The sequence below is a fragment of the Cobetia sp. 4B genome (genome assembly GCF_018831605.1).
Lineage (GTDB): Bacteria > Pseudomonadota > Gammaproteobacteria > Pseudomonadales > Halomonadaceae > Cobetia > Cobetia amphilecti.
This window is the reverse complement of the sequence record NZ_CP059843.1, coordinates 3589960-3613396: the sequence shown is the minus strand read 5'-3', so window position 1 is coordinate 3613396 and position 23437 is coordinate 3589960. Positions and strand designations below refer to the sequence as shown.

1 protein-coding gene is annotated in these 23437 nt (G+C 64.0%); it reads left to right on the top strand.

Going from position 1 to position 23437, the window contains the following annotated elements; translation table 11 throughout:
• Positions 1-217 precede the first annotated feature (217 nt).
• Positions 218-23437 carry a VCBS domain-containing protein gene (locus H2O77_RS14785; protein WP_215823435.1) on the top strand — a complete coding sequence of 7740 codons (23220 nt, stop codon included), beginning with the start codon at positions 218-220 and terminating at the stop codon, positions 23435-23437.

Genomic DNA, 23437 nt, shown 5'->3' with positions numbered 1-23437 from the left:
CGATAGCGCTACTGAAAATTGCTAGGTTGCGGTAAGTGTTGTTGTGTATCAAAATGTAACTATCCGTTCTTGTCTATCATGCCATCGCTCCCCCTTCGCAGCATGATGCAGCACCTTTCCCCAGTAGGAGTATGTCCCCATGGTCCAGGTCATCCGCACAGAAGGCACAGTACTTGTTGTTTCCTCCTCCAGCGAGGCGCAGCGTGTCGTCAATGGAATGACGCTTGAACCAACAGCCACTCTGGTCGCACCGCAGGGCGCGATCGTGGTGCTGGAAGACGGCACCCAGCTTGTGGTGCCGCAGGGGGCGCCGATCGGCGTTGAGGTGTTGCTGGCCGAGTCGCGTGGGGAAGCGCCTGTTGACCCGGCAGTGGAAGCGTTGCGCGAAGCGATCGCTCGTGGCGAAGACCCGACCGCGATTCAGGAAGCTCCCGCAGCCGGTGAGAGTGGCGGTGCGCCGGGCAGCAGTCGTAGTGGTTTCCTGGATGCCTCTGGGGTGGGGCGTGAAGGGCGTGTCGAACGGACCTCCTATGAATATGAGGGCGGCTTTACCGACCCGGAATTCAATGATGAGGACGAAGATGGCCTGGGGCTGGATCTTGATCCGACACTGCCCACAGAGGTCGTGCTGTCCTTGTCGGTCGATGCACCGGCACTGACCTCCGACACCACGCCGACCATCGTCGGCACCACCGATGCCGAAGACGGCAGCACCGTCACGCTGGTCATCACCGACAGCGACGGCAACGAGCAGACCGTCACCGCCACCGTCGAGAACGGCACCTACAGCGTCGATTCCGAGACACCGCTGAGCGAAGGCGAGTACAGCGTCGAAGCCTCGGTCACCGACCCGGCCGGCAACACCGCGACCAGCAATGACGTGGGCGAGATCGACGCAAGTGCGCCGGCACTCACCGTCGATGCTCCCGCACTGACCTCCGACACCACGCCGACCATCGTCGGCACCACCGATGCCGAAGACGGCAGCACCGTCACGCTGGTCATCACCGACAGCGACGGCAACGAGCAGACCGTCACCGCCACCGTCGAGAACGGCACCTATACGGTCGACGCTGAAACGCCGCTGAGCGAAGGCGAGTACAGCGTCGAGGCCTCGGTCACCGATCCGGCCGGCAACACCGCGACCAGCAATGACGTGGGCGAGATCGACGCAAGCGCGCCGGCGCTGACCGTCGATGCCCCCGCGCTGACCTCCGACACCACGCCGACCATCGTCGGCACCACCGACGCCGACGATGGCAGCACCGTCACCCTGGTCATCACCGACAGCGACGGCAACGAGCAGACCGTCACCGCCACCGTCGAGAATGGCACCTACAGCGTCGACGCCGAGACCCCGCTGAGCGAAGGCGAGTACAGCGTCGAGGCCTCGGTCACCGATCCGGCCGGCAACACCGCGACCAGCAATGATGTGGGCGAGATCGACGCAAGCGCGCCGGCGCTCACCGTCGATGCCCCCGCGCTGACCTCCGACACCACGCCGACCATCGTCGGCACCACCGACGCCGAAGACGACAGCACCGTCACCCTGGTCATCACTGACAGCGACGGCAACGAACAGACCGTCACTGCCACCGTCGAGAACGGCACCTACACGGTTGACGCCGAGACACCGCTGAGCGAAGGCGAGTACAGCGTCGAAGCCTCGGTCATCGATCCGGCCGGCAACACCGCGACCAGCAATGACGTGGGCGAGATCGACGCCAGTGCGCCGGCGCTGACCGTCGATGCTCCGGCGCTGACCTCCGACACCACGCCGACCATCGTCGGTACCACCGATGCCGACGATGGCAGCACCGTCACCCTGGTCATCACCGACAGCGACGGCAACGAGCAGACCGTCACCGCCACCGTCGAGAACGGCACCTACACGGTTGACGCCGAGACGCCGCTGAGCGAAGGCGAATACAGCGTCGAAGCCTCGGTCACCGATCCGGCCGGCAACACCGCGACCAGCAATGATGTAGGCGAGATCGACGCAAGCGCGCCGGCGCTGACTGTCGATGCTCCGGCGCTGACCTCCGACACCACGCCGACCATCGTCGGCACTACCGATGCCGAAGACGGCAGCACCGTCACGCTGGTCATTATTGACAGCGACGGCAACGAGCAGACCGTCACCGCGACTGTGGGGAACGGCACCTACAGCGTCGATGCCGAGACGCCGCTGAGCGAAGGCGAATACAGCGTCGAAGCCTCGGTCACCGATCCGGCCGGCAACACCGCGACCAGCAATGATGTAGGCGAGATCGACGCAAGTGCGCCGGCGCTGACCGTCGATGCTCCGGCGCTGACCTCTGACACCACGCCGACCATCGTCGGTACCACCGATGCCGACGATGGCAGCACCGTCACCCTGGTCATCACCGACAGCGACGGCAACGAGCAGACCGTCACCGCGACTGTCGAGAACGGCACCTACACGGTTGACGCCGAGACGCCGCTGAGCGAAGGCGAATACAGCGTCGAAGCCTCGGTCACCGATCCGGCCGGCAACACCGCGACCAGCAATGATGTAGGCGAGATCGACGCAAGCGCGCCGGCGCTGACTGTCGATGCTCCGGCGCTGACCTCCGACACCACGCCGACCATCGTCGGCACTACCGATGCCGAAGACGGCAGCACCGTCACGCTGGTCATTATTGACAGCGACGGCAACGAGCAGACCGTCACCGCGACTGTGGGGAACGGCACCTACAGCGTCGATGCCGAGACACCGCTGAGCGAAGGCGAGTACAGCGTCGAAGCCTCGGTCACCGACCCGGCCGGCAACACCGCGACCAGCAATGACGTGGGCGAGATCGACGCAAGTGCGCCGGCACTCACCGTCGATGCTCCCGCACTGACCTCCGACACCACGCCGACCATCGTCGGTACCACCGATGCCGAAGACGGCAGCACCGTCACCCTGGTCATCACCGACAGCGGCGGCAACGAGCAGACCGTCACCGCCACCGTCGAGAACGGCACCTACACGGTCGACGCCGAAACACCGCTGAGCGAAGGCGAATACAGTGTCGAGGCCTCGGTCACCGATCCGACCGGCAACACCGCGACCAGCAATGACGTGGGCGAGATCGACGCAAGCGCGCCGGCGCTGACTGTCGATGCTCCGGCACTGACCTCCGACACCACGCCGACCATCGTCGGTACCACCGATGCCGACGATGGCAGCACCGTCACCCTGGTCATCACTGACAGCGACGGCAACGAACAGACCGTCACCGCCACCGTCGAGAACGGCACCTATACGGTCGACGCTGAAACGCCGCTGAGCGAAGGCGAGTACAGCGTCGAGGCCTCGGTCACCGATCCGGCCGGCAACACCGCGACCAGCAATGATGTAGGCGCCCTGATTGGCGGCGATTCTGGAGAGGTAACGGAGGATGGCGTTACCGAAGCATCCGGCGCGCTTGTCGATGTCGAAAGTACTAATGTTGTCGCTGGCACCCAAAGCGATGATTACGGCACTTTTAGCGTCAACGAGGCAGGGGAGTGGACCTACACCCTCAATAACGAAGCCGACGTCGTTCAGGGGTTGAATGAAGGTGACACTGTCAGCCAGTCGTTCGTGGTCGAGCTCAGCGATGGCTCGACCACCACGGTCGATATCCTGATCACTGGCGTGGACGACGGTGCCGAGATCTCCGCGGACAGCGGCGAAGTCACCGAAGACGGCACCCTGGTCACCAGCGGCACGCTGACCGCCACCGACGTGGACGGCACCGCGCCGACCTTCGAGGCGGACACCGATGACAGCAGTGTCTACGGCAGCTTCACGGTCGCCGCCGACGGCAGCTGGACCTACACCCTCGACAACGACGCTGCCGAGACCCAGGCCCTGGCTGCCGGCGAGACCGTCACCGAGACCTACACCGTCGAGCTGAGCGATGGCTCGACCACCACGGTCGACATCCTGATCACCGGCGTGGACGACGGCGCCGTGATCTCCGATGACAGCGGGGAAGTCACCGAAGACACCACCCCGGAAGCCAGCGGCACGCTGACTGCGACGGATGACGACAACGCCGACCTGGCCTTTGTCGCGGCCACCGATGGCAGCGACTACGGCACCTTCACGGTCGATGATGCGGGCAACTGGATCTACGAACTTGCCAACGAGGCTGAGGCGACCCAGGCGCTGGCCGAGGGCCAGACGGTCACCGAGCAATACACCGTCGCGCTGAGCGATGGCTCGACCACCACGGTCGACATCACCATCACCGGTGACAACGATGGCCCGCTGATCCGTGTGGACGCGGACGACAGTGCCGCGGCCAGTCTGGCAGAAGCGAATGCGCCGCTGTCGGCCACGGGCACGCTGTCCGTGTCGGACGTGGACCTCACCGACAGCGTCACGCCGAGCGTCACCAGTGTCTCCAGTGACGGGGATACCGGCACGCTGGACAATGATGACCTGCTCGGCATGCTGGGCGTGGATGCCGCGGCCATCATCGAGGGCACCGACACCGACGGCAATCTCACCTGGACCTTCGACAGCAGCACGGTCGGGGAAGACTTCGACTATCTGGCGGCGGGTGAGGTGCTGACGCTGACCTATGCAGTGACGGTCACGGACACCGCTGGCGCGACTGACACCCAGAACGTTGTCATCACCATCACCGGCAACGACGACGCGCCGGTCATCTCCACCGATGCCGGCGCCGTGGAAGAAGACACCACCCAGGAGGTCAGCGGCACGCTGACCGCGACGGATGCCGACAACGCCGACCTGGCCTTTGTCGCGGCCACCGATGGCAGCGACTACGGCACCTTCACGGTCGATGATGCGGGCAACTGGATCTACGAACTTGCCAACGAGGCTGAGGCGACCCAGGCGCTGGCCGAGGGCCAGACGGTCACCGAGCAATACACCGTCGCGCTGAGCGATGGCTCGACCACCACGGTCGACATCACCATCACCGGTGACAACGATGGCCCGCTGATCCGTGTGGACGCGGACGACAGTGCCGCGGCCAGTCTGGCAGAAGCGAATGCGCCGCTGTCGGCCACGGGCACGCTGTCCGTGTCGGACGTGGACCTCACCGACAGCGTCACGCCGAGCGTCACCAGTGTCTCCAGTGACGGGGATACCGGCACGCTGGACAATGATGACCTGCTCGGCATGCTGGGCGTGGATGCCGCGGCCATCATCGAGGGCACCGACACCGACGGCAATCTCACCTGGACCTTCGACAGCAGCACGGTCGGGGAAGACTTCGACTATCTGGCGGCGGGTGAGGTGCTGACGCTGACCTATGCAGTGACGGTCACGGACACCGCTGGCGCGACTGACACCCAGAACGTTGTCATCACCATCACCGGCAACGACGACGCGCCGGTCATCTCCACCGATGCCGGCGCCGTGGAAGAAGACACCACCCAGGAGGTCAGCGGCACGCTGACCGCGACGGATGCCGACAACGCCGACCTGGCCTTTGTCGCGGCCACCGATGGCAGCGACTACGGCACCTTCACGGTCGATGATGCGGGCAACTGGACCTACGAACTGGCCAACGAGGCTGAGGCGACCCAGGCGCTGGCCGAGGGCCAGACGGTCACCGAGCAATACACCGTCGCGCTGAGCGATGGCTCGACCACCACGGTCGACATCACCATCACCGGTGACAACGATGGCCCGCTGATCCGTGTGGACGCGGACGACAGTGCCGCGGCCAGTCTGGCAGAAGCGAATGCGCCGCTGTCGGCCACGGGCACGCTGTCCGTGTCGGACGTGGACCTCACCGACAGCGTCACGCCGAGCGTCACCAGTGTCTCCAGTGACGGGGATACCGGCACGCTGGACAATGATGACCTGCTCGGCATGCTGGGCGTGGATGCCGCGGCCATCATCGAGGGCACCGACACCGATGGCAATCTCACCTGGACCTTCGATAGCAGCACGGTCGGGGAGGACTTCGACTATCTGGCGGCGGATGAGACGCTGACGCTGACCTATGCAGTGACGGTCACGGACACCGCCGGGGCGACTGACACCCAGAACGTTGTCATCACCATCACCGGCAACGACGACGCGCCGGTCATCTCCACCGATGCCGGCGCCGTGGAAGAAGACACCACCCAGGAGGTCAGCGGCACGCTGACCGCGACGGATGCCGACAACGCCGACCTGGCCTTTGTCGCGGCCACCGATGGCAGCGACTACGGCACCTTCACGGTCGATGATGCGGGCAACTGGACCTACGAACTGGCCAACGAGGCTGAGGCGACCCAGGCGCTGGCCGAGGGCCAGACGGTCACCGAGCAATACACCGTCGCGCTGAGCGATGGCTCGACCACCACGGTCGACATCACCATCACCGGTGACAACGATGGCCCGCTGATCCGTGTGGACGCGGACGACAGTGCCGCGGCCAGTCTGGCAGAAGCGAATGCGCCGCTGTCGGCCACGGGCACGCTGTCCGTGTCGGACGTGGACCTCACCGACAGCGTCACGCCGAGCGTCACCAGTGTCTCCAGTGATGGGGATACCGGCACGCTGGACAATGATGACCTGCTCGGCATGCTGGGCGTGGATGCCACGGCCATCATCGAGGGCACCGACACCGATGGCAATCTCACCTGGACCTTCGATAGCAGCACGGTCGGGGAGGACTTCGACTATCTGGCGGCGGATGAGACGCTGACGCTGACCTATGCAGTGACGGTCACGGACACCGCTGGCGCGACTGACACCCAGAACGTTGTCATCACCATCACCGGCAGCGACGACGCGCCGGTCATCTCCACCGATGCCGGCGCCGTGGAAGAAGACACCACCCAGGAGGTCAGCGGCACGCTGACCGCGACGGATGCCGACAACGCCGACCTGGCCTTTGTCGCGGCCACCGATGGCAGCGACTACGGCACCTTCACGGTCGATGATGCGGGCAACTGGACCTACGAACTGGCCAACGAGGCTGAGGCGACCCAGGCGCTGGCCGAGGGCCAGACGGTCACCGAGCAATACACCGTCGCGCTGAGCGATGGCTCGACCACCACGGTCGACATCACCATCACCGGTGACAACGATGGCCCGCTGATCCGTGTGGACGCGGACGACAGTGCCGCGGCCAGTCTGGCAGAAGCGAATGCGCCGCTGTCGGCCACGGGCACGCTGTCCGTGTCGGACGTGGACCTCACCGACAGCGTCACGCCGAGCGTCACCAGTGTCTCCAGTGACGGGGATACCGGCACGCTGGACAATGATGACCTGCTCGGCATGCTGGGCGTGGATGCCGCGGCCATCATCGAGGGCACCGACACCGACGGCAATCTCACCTGGACCTTCGACAGCAGCACGGTCGGGGAAGACTTCGACTATCTGGCGGCGGGTGAGGTGCTGACGCTGACCTATGCAGTGACGGTCACGGACACCGCTGGCGCGACTGACACCCAGAACGTTGTCATCACCATCACCGGCAACGACGACGCGCCGGTCATCTCCACCGATGCCGGCGCCGTGGAAGAAGACACCACCCAGGAGGTCAGCGGCACGCTGACCGCGACGGATGCCGACAACGCCGACCTGGCCTTTGTCGCGGCCACCGATGGCAGCGACTACGGCACCTTCACGGTCGATGATGCGGGCAACTGGATCTACGAACTTGCCAACGAGGCTGAGGCGACCCAGGCGCTGGCCGAGGGCCAGACGGTCACCGAGCAATACACCGTCGCGCTGAGCGATGGCTCGACCACCACGGTCGACATCACCATCACCGGTGACAACGATGGCCCGCTGATCCGTGTGGACGCGGACGACAGTGCCGCGGCCAGTCTGGCAGAAGCGAATGCGCCGCTGTCGGCCACGGGCACGCTGTCCGTGTCGGACGTGGACCTCACCGACAGCGTCACGCCGAGCGTCACCAGTGTCTCCAGTGACGGGGATACCGGCACGCTGGACAATGATGACCTGCTCGGCATGCTGGGCGTGGATGCCGCGGCCATCATCGAGGGCACCGGCACTGACGGCAATCTCACCTGGACCTTCGACAGCAGCACGGTCGGGGAGGGCTTCGACTATCTGGCGGCGGGTGAGGTGCTGACGCTGACCTATGCAGTGACGGTCACGGACACCGCTGGCGCGACTGACACCCAGAACGTCCTCATCACCATCACCGGCAGCGACGACGCGCCGGTCATCTCCACCGATGCCGGCGCCGTGGAAGAAGACACCACCCAGGAGGTCAGCGGCACGCTGACCGCGACGGATGCCGACAACGCCGACCTGGCCTTTGTCGCGGCCACCGATGGCAGCGACTACGGCACCTTCACGGTCGATGATGCGGGCAACTGGACCTACGAACTGGCCAACGAGGCTGAGGCGACCCAGGCGCTGGCCGAGGGCCAGACGGTCACCGAGCAATACACCGTCGCGCTGAGCGATGGCTCGACCACCACGGTCGACATCACCATCACCGGTGACAACGATGGCCCGCTGATCCGTGTGGACGCGGACGACAGTGCCGCGGCCAGTCTGGCAGAAGCGAATGCGCCGCTGTCGGCCACGGGCACGCTGTCCGTGTCGGACGTGGACCTCACCGACAGCGTCACGCCGAGCGTCACCAGTGTCTCCAGTGACGGGGATACCGGCACGCTGGACAATGATGACCTGCTCGGCATGCTGGGCGTGGATGCCGCGGCCATCATCGAGGGCACCGGCACTGACGGCAATCTCACCTGGACCTTCGACAGCAGCACGGTCGGGGAGGGCTTCGACTATCTGGCGGCGGGTGAGGTGCTGACGCTGACCTATGCAGTGACGGTCACGGACACCGCTGGCGCGACTGACACCCAGAACGTCCTCATCACCATCACCGGCAGCGACGACGCGCCGGTCATCTCCACCGATGCCGGCGCCGTGGAAGAAGACACCACCCAGGAGGTCAGCGGCACGCTGACCGCGACGGATGCCGACAACGCCGACCTGGCCTTTGTCGCGGCCACCGATGGCAGCAGTGTCTACGGCAGCTTCAGCGTCAACGAGGCTGGCGAGTGGACCTACACGCTCGACAACGATGCGACGGAAACCCAGGCGCTGGCCGAGGGCCAGACGGTCACCGAGCAATACACCGTCGCGCTGAGCGATGGCTCGACCACCACGGTCGACATCACCATCACCGGTGACAACGATGGCCCGCTGATCCGTGTGGACGCGGACGACAGTGCCGCGGCCAGTCTGGCAGAAGCGAATGCGCCGCTGTCGGCCACGGGCACGCTGTCCGTGTCGGACGTGGACCTCACCGACAGCGTCACGCCGAGCGTCACCAGTGTCTCCAGTGACGGGGATACCGGCACGCTGGACAATGATGACCTGCTCGGCATGCTGGGCGTGGATGCCGCGGCCATCATCGAGGGCACCGACACCGACGGCAATCTCACCTGGACCTTCGACAGCAGCACGGTCGGGGAAGACTTCGACTATCTGGCGGCGGGTGAGGTGCTGACGCTGACCTATGCAGTGACGGTCACGGACACCGCCGGGGCGACTGACACCCAGAACGTTGTCATCACCATCACCGGCAACGACGACGCGCCGGTCATCTCCACCGATGCCGGCGCCGTGGAAGAAGACACCACCCAGGAGGTCAGCGGCACGCTGACCGCGACGGATGCCGACAACGCCGACCTGGCCTTTGTCGCGGCCACCGATGGCAGCGACTACGGCACCTTCACGGTCGATGATGCGGGCAACTGGACCTACGAACTGGCCAACGAGGCTGAGGCGACCCAGGCGCTGGCCGAGGGCCAGACGGTCACCGAGCAATACACCGTCGCGCTGAGCGATGGCTCGACCACCACGGTCGACATCACCATCACCGGTGACAACGATGGCCCGCTGATCCGTGTGGACGCGGACGACAGTGCCGCGGCCAGTCTGGCAGAAGCGAATGCGCCGCTGTCGGCCACGGGCACGCTGTCCGTGTCGGACGTGGACCTCACCGACAGCGTCACGCCGAGCGTCACCAGTGTCTCCAGTGATGGGGATACCGGCACGCTGGACAATGATGACCTGCTCGGCATGCTGGGCGTGGATGCCACGGCCATCATCGAGGGCACCGACACCGATGGCAATCTCACCTGGACCTTCGATAGCAGCACGGTCGGGGAGGACTTCGACTATCTGGCGGCGGATGAGACGCTGACGCTGACCTATGCAGTGACGGTCACGGACACCGCTGGCGCGACTGACACCCAGAACGTTGTCATCACCATCACCGGCAGCGACGACGCGCCGGTCATCTCCACCGATGCCGGCGCCGTGGAAGAAGACACCACCCAGGAGGTCAGCGGCACGCTGACCGCGACGGATGCCGACAACGCCGACCTGGCCTTCGTCGCCGCCACCGATGACAGCAGTGTCTACGGCAGCTTCAGCGTCAACGAGGCTGGCGAGTGGACCTACACGCTCGACAACGATGCGACGGAAACCCAGGCGCTGGCCGAGGGCCAGACGGTCACCGAGCAATACACCGTCGCGCTGAGCGATGGCTCGACCACCACGGTCGACATCACCATCACCGGTGACAACGATGGCCCGCTGATCCGTGTGGACGCGGACGACAGTGCCGCGGCCAGTCTGGCAGAAGCGAATGCGCCGCTGTCGGCCACGGGCACGCTGTCCGTGTCGGACGTGGACCTCACCGACAGCGTCACGCCGAGCGTCACCAGTGTCTCCAGTGACGGGGATACCGGCACGCTGGACAATGATGACCTGCTCGGCATGCTGGGCGTGGATGCCGCGGCCATCATCGAGGGCACCGACACCGATGGCAATCTCACCTGGACCTTCGATAGCAGCACGGTCGGGGAGGACTTCGACTATCTGGCGGCGGATGAGACGCTGACGCTGACCTATGCAGTGACGGTCACGGACACCGCTGGCGCGACTGACACCCAGAACGTTGTCATCACCATCACCGGCAGCGACGACGCGCCGGTCATCTCCACCGATGCCGGCGCCGTGGAAGAAGACACCACCCAGGAGGTCAGCGGCACGCTGACCGCGACGGATGCCGACAACGCCGACCTGGCCTTCGTCGCCGCCACCGATGACAGCAGTGTCTACGGCAGCTTCAGCGTCAACGAGGCTGGCGAGTGGACCTACACGCTCGACAACGATGCGACGGAAACCCAGGCGCTGGCCGAGGGCCAGACGGTCACCGAGCAATACACCGTCGCGCTGAGCGATGGCTCGACCACCACGGTCGACATCACCATCACCGGTGACAACGATGGCCCGCTGATCCGTGTGGACGCGGACGACAGTGCCGCGGCCAGTCTGGCAGAAGCGAATGCGCCGCTGTCGGCCACGGGCACGCTGTCCGTGTCGGACGTGGACCTCACCGACAGCGTCACGCCGAGCGTCACCAGTGTCTCCAGTGACGGGGATACCGGCACGCTGGACAATGATGACCTGCTCGGCATGCTGGGCGTGGATGCCGCGGCCATCATCGAGGGCACCGACACCGATGGCAATCTCACCTGGACCTTCGATAGCAGCACGGTCGGGGAGGACTTCGACTATCTGGCGGCGGATGAGACGCTGACGCTGACCTATGCAGTGACGGTCACGGACACCGCCGGGGCGACTGACACCCAGAACGTTGTCATCACCATCACCGGCAACGACGACGCGCCGGTCATCTCCACCGATGCCGGCGCCGTGGAAGAAGACACCACCCAGGAGGTCAGCGGCACGCTGACCGCGACGGATGCCGACAACGCCGACCTGGCCTTTGTCGCGGCCACCGATGGCAGCGACTACGGCACCTTCACGGTCGATGATGCGGGCAACTGGACCTACGAACTGGCCAACGAGGCTGAGGCGACCCAGGCGCTGGCCGAGGGCCAGACGGTCACCGAGCAATACACCGTCGCGCTGAGCGATGGCTCGACCACCACGGTCGACATCACCATCACCGGTGACAACGATGGCCCGCTGATCCGTGTGGACGCGGACGACAGTGCCGCGGCCAGTCTGGCAGAAGCGAATGCGCCGCTGTCGGCCACGGGCACGCTGTCCGTGTCGGACGTGGACCTCACCGACAGCGTCACGCCGAGCGTCACCAGTGTCTCCAGTGATGGGGATACCGGCACGCTGGACAATGATGACCTGCTCGGCATGCTGGGCGTGGATGCCACGGCCATCATCGAGGGCACCGACACCGATGGCAATCTCACCTGGACCTTCGATAGCAGCACGGTCGGGGAGGACTTCGACTATCTGGCGGCGGATGAGACGCTGACGCTGACCTATGCAGTGACGGTCACGGACACCGCTGGCGCGACTGACACCCAGAACGTTGTCATCACCATCACCGGCAGCGACGACGCGCCGGTCATCTCCACCGATGCCGGCGCCGTGGAAGAAGACACCACCCAGGAGGTCAGCGGCACGCTGACCGCGACGGATGCCGACAACGCCGACCTGGCCTTTGTCGCGGCCACCGATGGCAGCGACTACGGCACCTTCACGGTCGATGATGCGGGCAACTGGACCTACGAACTGGCCAACGAGGCTGAGGCGACCCAGGCGCTGGCCGAGGGCCAGACGGTCACCGAGCAATACACCGTCGCGCTGAGCGATGGCTCGACCACCACGGTCGACATCACCATCACCGGTGACAACGATGGCCCGCTGATCCGTGTGGACGCGGACGACAGTGCCGCGGCCAGTCTGGCAGAAGCGAATGCGCCGCTGTCGGCCACGGGCACGCTGTCCGTGTCGGACGTGGACCTCACCGACAGCGTCACGCCGAGCGTCACCAGTGTCTCCAGTGACGGGGATACCGGCACGCTGGACAATGATGACCTGCTCGGCATGCTGGGCGTGGATGCCGCGGCCATCATCGAGGGCACCGACACCGACGGCAATCTCACCTGGACCTTCGACAGCAGCACGGTCGGGGAAGACTTCGACTATCTGGCGGCGGGTGAGGTGCTGACGCTGACCTATGCAGTGACGGTCACGGACACCGCCGGGGCGACTGACACCCAGAACGTTGTCATCACCATCACCGGCAACGACGACGCGCCGGTCATCTCCACCGATGCCGGCGCCGTGGAAGAAGACACCACCCAGGAGGTCAGCGGCACGCTGACCGCGACGGATGCCGACAACGCCGACCTGGCCTTCGTCGCCGCCACCGATGACAGCAGTGTCTACGGCAGCTTCAGCGTCAACGAGGCTGGCGAGTGGACCTACACGCTCGACAACGATGCGACGGAAACCCAGGCGCTGGCCGAGGGCCAGACGGTCACCGAGCAATACACCGTCGCGCTGAGCGATGGCTCGACCACCACGGTCGACATCACCATCACCGGTGACAACGATGGCCCGCTGATCCGTGTGGACGCGGACGACAGTGCCGCGGCCAGTCTGGCAGAAGCGAATGCGCCGCTGTCGGCCACGGGCACGCTGTCCGTGTCGGACGTGGACCTCACCGACAGCGTCACGCCGAGCGTCACCAGTGTCTCCAGTGACGGGGATACCGGCACGCTGGACAATGATGACCTGCTCGGCATGCTGGGCGTGGATGCCGCGGCCATCATCGAGGGCACCGACACCGATGGCAATCTCACCTGGACCTTCGATAGCAGCACGGTCGGGGAGGACTTCGACTATCTGGCGGCGGATGAGACGCTGACGCTGACCTATGCAGTGACGGTCACGGACACCGCTGGCGCGACTGACACCCAGAACGTTGTCATCACCATCACCGGCAGCGACGACGCGCCGGTCATCTCCACCGATGCCGGCGCCGTGGAAGAAGACACCACCCAGGAGGTCAGCGGCACGCTGACCGCGACGGATGCCGACAACGCCGACCTGGCCTTCGTCGCCGCCACCGATGACAGCAGTGTCTACGGCAGCTTCAGCGTCAACGAGGCTGGCGAGTGGACCTACACGCTCGACAACGATGCGACGGAAACCCAGGCGCTGGCCGAGGGCCAGACGGTCACCGAGCAATACACCGTCGCGCTGAGCGATGGCTCGACCACCACGGTCGACATCACCATCACCGGTGACAACGATGGCCCGCTGATCCGTGTGGACGCGGACGACAGTGCCGCGGCCAGTCTGGCAGAAGCGAATGCGCCGCTGTCGGCCACGGGCACGCTGTCCGTGTCGGACGTGGACCTCACCGACAGCGTCACGCCGAGCGTCACCAGTGTCTCCAGTGACGGGGATACCGGCACGCTGGACAATGATGACCTGCTCGGCATGCTGGGCGTGGATGCCGCGGCCATCATCGAGGGCACCGACACCGATGGCAATCTCACCTGGACCTTCGATAGCAGCACGGTCGGGGAGGACTTCGACTATCTGGCGGCGGATGAGACGCTGACGCTGACCTATGCAGTGACGGTCACGGACACCGCCGGGGCGACTGACACCCAGAACGTTGTCATCACCATCACCGGCAACGACGACGCGCCGGTCATCTCCACCGATGCCGGCGCCGTGGAAGAAGACACCACCCAGGAGGTCAGCGGCACGCTGACCGCGACGGATGCCGACAACGCCGACCTGGCCTTTGTCGCGGCCACCGATGGCAGCGACTACGGCACCTTCACGGTCGATGATGCGGGCAACTGGACCTACGAACTGGCCAACGAGGCTGAGGCGACCCAGGCGCTGGCCGAGGGCCAGACGGTCACCGAGCAATACACCGTCGCGCTGAGCGATGGCTCGACCACCACGGTCGACATCACCATCACCGGTGACAACGATGGCCCGCTGATCCGTGTGGACGCGGACGACAGTGCCGCGGCCAGTCTGGCAGAAGCGAATGCGCCGCTGTCGGCCACGGGCACGCTGTCCGTGTCGGACGTGGACCTCACCGACAGCGTCACGCCGAGCGTCACCAGTGTCTCCAGTGATGGGGATACCGGCACGCTGGACAATGATGACCTGCTCGGCATGCTGGGCGTGGATGCCACGGCCATCATCGAGGGCACCGACACCGATGGCAATCTCACCTGGACCTTCGATAGCAGCACGGTCGGGGAGGACTTCGACTATCTGGCGGCGGATGAGACGCTGACGCTGACCTATGCAGTGACGGTCACGGACACCGCTGGCGCGACTGACACCCAGAACGTTGTCATCACCATCACCGGCAGCGACGACGCGCCGGTCATCTCCACCGATGCCGGCGCCGTGGAAGAAGACACCACCCAGGAGGTCAGCGGCACGCTGACCGCGACGGATGCCGACAACGCCGACCTGGCCTTTGTCGCGGCCACCGATGGCAGCGACTACGGCACCTTCACGGTCGATGATGCGGGCAACTGGACCTACGAACTGGCCAACGAGGCTGAGGCGACCCAGGCGCTGGCCGAGGGCCAGACGGTCACCGAGCAATACACCGTCGCGCTGAGCGATGGCTCGACCACCACGGTCGACATCACCATCACCGGTGACAACGATGGCCCGCTGATCCGTGTGGACGCGGACGACAGTGCCGCGGCCAGTCTGGCAGAAGCGAATGCGCCGCTGTCGGCCACGGGCACGCTGTCCGTGTCGGACGTGGACCTCACCGACAGCGTCACGCCGAGCGTCACCAGTGTCTCCAGTGACGGGGATACCGGCACGCTGGACAATGATGACCTGCTCGGCATGCTGGGCGTGGATGCCGCGGCCATCATCGAGGGCACCGACACCGACGGCAATCTCACCTGGACCTTCGACAGCAGCACGGTCGGGGAAGACTTCGACTATCTGGCGGCGGGTGAGGTGCTGACGCTGACCTATGCAGTGACGGTCACGGACACCGCTGGCGCGACTGACACCCAGAACGTTGTCATCACCATCACCGGCAACGACGACGCGCCGGTCATCTCCACCGATGCCGGCGCCGTGGAAGAAGACACCACCCAGGAGGTCAGCGGCACGCTGACCGCGACGGATGCCGACAACGCCGACCTGGCCTTTGTCGCGGCCACCGATGGCAGCGACTACGGCACCTTCACGGTCGATGATGCGGGCAACTGGACCTACGAACTGGCCAACGAGGCTGAGGCGACCCAGGCGCTGGCCGAGGGCCAGACGGTCACCGAGCAATACACCGTCGCGCTGAGCGATGGCTCGACCACCACGGTCGACATCACCATCACCGGTGACAACGATGGCCCGCTGATCCGTGTGGACGCGGACGACAGTGCCGCGGCCAGTCTGGCAGAAGCGAATGCGCCGCTGTCGGCCACGGGCACGCTGTCCGTGTCGGACGTGGACCTCACCGACAGCGTCACGCCGAGCGTCACCAGTGTCTCCAGTGACGGGGATACCGGCACGCTGGACAATGATGACCTGCTCGGCATGCTGGGCGTGGATGCCGCGGCCATCATCGAGGGCACCGGCACTGACGGCAATCTCACCTGGACCTTCGACAGCAGCACGGTCGGGGAGGGCTTCGACTATCTGGCGGCGGGTGAGGTGCTGACGCTGACCTATGCAGTGACGGTCACGGACACCGCTGGCGCGACTGACACCCAGAACGTCCTCATCACCATCACCGGCAGCGACGACGCGCCGGTCATCTCCACCGATGCCGGCGCCGTGGAAGAAGACACCACCCAGGAGGTCAGCGGCACGCTGACCGCGACGGATGCCGACAACGCCGACCTGGCCTTTGTCGCGGCCACCGATGGCAGCGACTACGGCACCTTCACGGTCGATGATGCGGGCAACTGGACCTACGAACTGGCCAACGAGGCTGAGGCGACCCAGGCGCTGGCCGAGGGCCAGACGGTCACCGAGCAATACACCGTCGCGCTGAGCGATGGCTCGACCACCACGGTCGACATCACCATCACCGGTGACAACGATGGCCCGCTGATCCGTGTGGACGCGGACGACAGTGCCGCGGCCAGTCTGGCAGAAGCGAATGCGCCGCTGTCGGCCACGGGCACGCTGTCCGTGTCGGACGTGGACCTCACCGACAGCGTCACGCCGAGCGTCACCAGTGTCTCCAGTGATGGGGATACCGGCACGCTGGACAATGATGACCTGCTCGGCATGCTGGGCGTGGATGCCGCGGCCATCATCGAGGGCACCGGCACTGACGGCAATCTCACCTGGACCTTCGACAGCAGCACGGTCGGGGAGGGCTTCGACTATCTGGCGGCGGGTGAGGTGCTGACGCTGACCTATGCAGTGACGGTCACGGACACCGCTGGCGCGACTGACACCCAGAACGTCCTCATCACCATCACCGGCAGCGACGACGCGCCGGTCATCTCCACCGATGCCGGCGCCGTGGAAGAAGACACCACCCAGGAGGTCAGCGGCACGCTGACCGCGACGGATGCCGACAACGCCGACCTGGCCTTTGTCGCGGCCACCGATGGCAGCAGTGTCTACGGCAGCTTCAGCGTCAACGAGGCTGGCGAGTGGACCTACACGCTCGACAACGATGCGACGGAAACCCAGGCGCTGGCCGAGGGCCAGACGGTCACCGAGCAATACACCGTCGCGCTGAGCGATGGCTCGACCACCACGGTCGACATCCTGATCACCGGCGTGGACGACGGTGCCGAGATCTCCGCGGACAGCGGCGAAGTCACCGAAGACACCACCCTGGTCACCAGCGGCACGCTGACCGCCACCGACGTGGACGGCACCGCGCCGACCTTCGACGCCGCCACCGATGACAGCAGTGTCTACGGCAGCTTCACGGTCGCCGCCGACGGCAGCTGGACCTACACCCTCGACAACGACGCCGCCGAGACCCAGGCGCTAGCCGCCGGCGAGACCGTCACCGAGACCTACACCGTCACGCTCAGCGATGGCTCGACCACCACGGTCGACATCCTGATCACCGGCGTGGACGACGGTGCCGAGATCTCCGATGACAGCGGCGAAGTCACCGAAGACACCACCCTGGTCACCAGCGGCACGCTGACCGCCACCGACGTGGACGGCACCGCGCCGACCTTCGACGCCGCCACCGATGACAGCAGTGTCTACGGCAGCTTCACGGTCGCCGCCGACGGCAGCTGGACCTACGCCCTCGACAATGACGCCGCCGAGACCCAGGCGCTGGCTGCCGGCGAGACCGTCACCGAGACCTACACCGTCACGCTCAGCGATGGCTCGACCACCACGGTCGACATCCTGATCACCGGCGTGGACGACGCAGTGCCGGTCATCACGCTGGCTGACAAGGAAGTGACCGAGGCCACGGGTGAGACGGTCACTGACACCTTCGAGGTGGCAGCGGATGCCGGCATCGCCAGCGTCACCATCAATGGCACGGATATCACTTCGGCGTCGGTGGATAACCCCATCGTGATTCCGGGCGCGACTGATGACGAAGGCACGCTGACCATCACGGGCTACGATTCCGGTACCGTGTCCTACACCTATGTGGAGGATGGCACGGCTGCGGATCACTCGGATGGCGACGATAGCGTGTTCGACAACTACGCCGTGGTCGTCACTGATCTGGCCGGGCAGAGCACCAGCGACAGTCTTGACGTCAAGATTCTGGATACCGCGCCGACGGCCAAGCCGGATGAGCGCGATATTGATGAAGATGCGACGGACGAGCTCACGGGCAACGTGATTGATGGTGCCAGTGACAATGAGGACATCCTGGGTGCAGATGCGCCGTTCATGGTCTGCAAACTGAACGATACCGGAATTGCTGACGGCGGCAGTGCCACGGTCACGGGTGACTACGGCACGCTGACGCTCAACAGCGACGGCAGCTATACCTACGTTCTGGATACCACCAAGACGCAGACTCTGGCAGAGGGTGAATCGGCGGAAGACGTCTTCACCTATGTGCTGGAAGACAGCGATGGCGACTATTCCAGCACCACGCTGACCATCAATATCACGGGCTCGGCCGACGCAGCGCCGGTCATCACGCTGGCTGACAAGGAAGTGACTGAGGGCACGGGTGAGACGGTCACTGACACCTTCGAGGTGGCAGCGGATGCCGGCATCGCCAGCGTCACCATCAATGGTATGGACATCACTTCGGCGTCAGTGGATAACCCCATCGTGATTCCGGGTGCGACTGATGACGAAGGCACGCTGACCATCACGGGCTACGATGCCGGCACCGTGTCCTACACCTATGTGGAGGATGGCACGGTTGCGGATCACTCGGGTGGCGACGATAGCGTGTTCGACAACTACGCCGTGGTCGTCACTGACCTGGCCGGGCAGAGCACCAGCGACAGCCTTGACGTCAAGATTCTGGATACCGCGCCTGTCGCCAATGACGACACCTATACCATTCGCGAAGATGATACGTCTCCGGATGGTGAGCCGGTGATCAACACCAATGTCATTTCCAGTGTTGTCGGCGGCGGACAGGATGAGCTAGGCGCTGATGGCGTGACCATCACGCATCTCGATGGCATTTCACTGGCAGACAATGAGGGTAGCGTTACGGTCGATGGCAGCTACGGCAGCTTGACCATCAATACCGATGGCACCTTCAGTTATGACCTTGATGATGCGCGCGCTCAGGCACTGGGTGCCGGTGACCTCGTCAAGGAAGTATTCGAGTACACCATCCTGGATGCGGATGGCGACTCGGATACCGCCGACATCACCATCAATGTCCAGGGCTTGAATGACAAGCCGGTGGCCTATGACGACGGTCCGATAGTGGTCGAGGAAGATACTCCGGTCAGCGGCAACGTCCTGAACAACGACGTCGACGCCGATGGTGATGAGTTGAGCGTCGTCAGCTTCACTGTTGACGGGGTTATGTACGACCCGGGCAAGACAGCGGATCTTGGCGAAGTCGGCACACTTCTGATCAATGCTGACGGTACCTTCACCTTCACGCCCGGTGAGAATTACAACGGTCCGGTACCCGACACCACTTATGTGATCACGGATGGCACCGAGTTCGATGAAGCCATTCTCAGCTTCGAGGACGTCGCAGCGATTGATGACCCTGTCGTCATCAGTGCCGATGATGGCGCTGTTGCCGAAGATGGTGTGACGGAAGCTTCAGGGACGCTGACCGCGACCGATGTCGATAGTGACGCGCCGACGTTCACGCCGGCCACTGACGACAGCAGTCTCTACGGTACCTTCGCCGTCGATTCCGACGGCAACTGGACCTATACGCTGGATAACGACACTGCCGCTGTGCAGGGGCTGACATCTGCCGACACGATCAATGAGCAGTACATCGTGCAGCTCAGCGATGGCTCCAGCACGACAGTGGATATCGTCATCAAGGGGGCTGATGATGCGCTGCCGGTCATCCGTTCACTGGAAGACCAGTCCGTCACCGAAGCGACCGGAAGCACGCTCACCAATACCTTTACCGTGTCAGCTGCAGCAGGTATCGCGGCAGTGACGATCGCTGGCGTGGATATCACGGATGCCAGCAACACACCGGTAGTGATCTCCAATCCAGATGGTGAAGGCACGCTGACCGTGACTGGCTACGACGCCGACAGCGGTGAGGTCACCTACACCTATGTGGAAGATGGCACAGCGGCTGATCACACAGATGGCGATGACAGCGTCGTCGATGGTTTCACCGTCGTGGTAACGGATCTGGCAGGCCAGAGCACCAGTGACAGTCTCGATGTCACGGTGCTGGATACGGCGCCGGTAGCCAACGCTGATACGCGAAGCATTGGCGAGAATCGCAATGCTGCCGTTGTCGGCAATGTCGTGGATGGCACATCGGCGACTGCCGATACTCTGGGTGCCGATGCGGTCACCGTGACTGCCGTCATCGCCGGAGCGGAGACTGCCCCGGTGAGCGATGGCGCGGCGGCCGTGATCACGGGTGAGCACGGCGAGCTGACCCTGGCGGCGGATGGATCCTACAGCTATCAGTCAGCACGCGACGACCTGCAGTACCTGGCGGCCGGTGAGTCGGTCACGGATGTCTATACCTATGTGATCACGGATGCTGACGGTGATACCGCCACTACCACGCTGACCATCACCATCAAAGGTAGCAACGATGCGCCGGAGATAAGTGTCAGCAGTGGCGACAGTGCCGCCGCCAGCCTGACGGAGACGGGTTCACCGCTGAGTGCCAGCGGGACTCTGTCGGTGGATGACGTGGATCTCAGCAATAGCGTGACGCCGAGCGTTACCGGCGTCTCCAGTGATGGCGATACCGGCACGTTGGACAACGATGACCTGCTTGCGCTGCTGGGTGTGGATACCGGGGCCATCATCGATGACGAGAGCACTGAAGGTACGCTCAACTGGTCCTTCGACAGCAGCGCTGCCGGGGAAAGCTTCGACTACCTGCCTGCAGGTGAGTCGCTGGTCCTGACCTACACCGTCATTGTCACGGATACGGCGGGAGCGACAGCTACCCAGGATGTCACCATTACCATTCAGGGGACGAATGATGCCCCGGTGGTGACTGCGACTGAAGGCCGCGTCAGCGAAGAAGGGCTCGAAGGCGGTATCGCCGATAGCGATGCGGCTGATGGCTTCACGGATACCACCGATGCCACCACTGTCACCGGTACGGTTTCCGTCACGGATGTCGACAGTGACAGCGTGTCGCTGGTATTGACGGCTCCTGCCACGGCCATCACCTCCGGTGGTAGTGCGGTGTCTTGGTCCGGCAGCGGCACCCAGTCAATGGTGGCAACCGATGCTGATGGCAATGAAGTCGCGACGGTGACCATCGATGACAGTGGCGCCTATACCTTCACTCTGAGTCAGGCGGTCGATCACTCGGGTGATGGTGAAGATGTCCTGTCTCTGGACTTCGGTGTGCTCGCAACGGATAGCGAAGGCGCCAGCTCCATCGGCACGCTGACCATCGGCATCGAGGATGATGCCCCAGAGCAGCAGGAAGCGCAGAGCTTCTCGTCGACCCTGGTGGATACCAATCTCACTATCATTCTTGATGTGTCAGGTTCCATGAATGCAACTGATGGAATCGATGGTGAAACTCGCCTGCAGAGTGCTATTGATTCCATCAAGTCTCTGATTGAGGCCTACGATGACTTTGGTGACGTACGTATCAATCTGGTGACATTCTCATCCATCGGTACGGCTCAGAATGCTTGGGTGACCGTAGGAGAGGCTGAGAGCATTCTGGATAACCTGCAGGCCGGTGGTTATACCAATTATGATTCCGCTCTTGCAGCTGCTATCGAGAATTATTCTGAAGATGGAGCATTGGAGGATGCGCAAAGCATTTCCTATTTCTTCTCTGATGGTGAGCCAAACTTTGGCGATGGTGATGATGAAGCGCTGAATGTGCTTGTGGGGAATACCATTTACAGAGCAGATGCCGGTATCTCGAACGATGAAGAGGATATCTGGACTGACTTCCTGGTCGATAATGGCATCAAGTCCTACGCTATCGGCCTGGGTAGCAACGTCACAGAGTCCAACCTTGATCCGGTTGCCTATGACGGTTCAGCGGATGAAGACCTCGATAGCACTGTCGTTACCAGCTTTGAGGATCTCGACGATACCCTCGCCGCTACTGTCCAATCACCGGTCAGTGGTCAGCTTGTCTCGGGCAGCTCCGTGGATGGCAGTCTGTTGGGGGCGGATGGCGGTTATCTGCAATCGGTCACCGTGGATGGCACGACCTACAGTTATGACCCGGCCACCAACACCGTGTCTGCAGTGGGCACGGACAATAGCAGCTACGATGCGGGCAGCCTGGAGTTGACCATCTCTACGGACCTGGGTGGCAGCATGCTGTTCAATCTGGGGAGCGGTGACTTCGCCTACACGCCGCCTAGCAATGTTACTGAGCGCTCCACAGACAGCTTCGATTACGTGACGGTCGACAATGACGGGGATACCAACGCCTCAAGTGTCAGCATCGACGTCGACAAGCTGTCGGTCCTGATCGGGACCTCTGGCAACGAGACCCTGACGGGCGATGGCGATGGCCCGTTCTATGCGGACTATCTGATTGGCCAAGGCGGCAATGACACCCTGAGCGGTGGCGAGGGCAGTGATCGTCTGGAAGGCGGCAGTGGCAACGATACGCTGAGAGGCGGCACCGGCAACGATATCCTCTCTGGTGGTGACGGCGATGATCTTCTGGTCGGAGGTGCCGGCAATGACATCCTGACCGGCGGCGATGGTGCCGACACCTTCCAGTGGCTGAGCGGTCATGACATCAACAGCGAAGGCGGCATGGCGACGGATACCATCACCGACTTCAGTGTCGCGGATGGCGATGTCATCGATCTGTCCGATCTGCTTCAGTCCAACGATGATGCCGATACGCTCTCGAGCTTCCTGCACTTCGAGTCAGACGGAGAAGGTGGCACCAATATCGAGATCAGTGTCGACGGATCCGACGGCAGCAATATCACGCAAGAGATCAATCTGCAGGATGTCGACCTGACATCAGGTGGCGACACGGATACGCAGATCATTCAATCTCTGCTCGACAGCAACAGTCTCAAGACGAACGTTGACGGCTGA

Coding starts and splice junctions, on each gene's coding strand:
- H2O77_RS14785 (WP_215823435.1), top strand. CDS start 218: ATGACGCTTGAACCAACAGCCACTCTGGTCGCACCGCAGGGCGCGATC.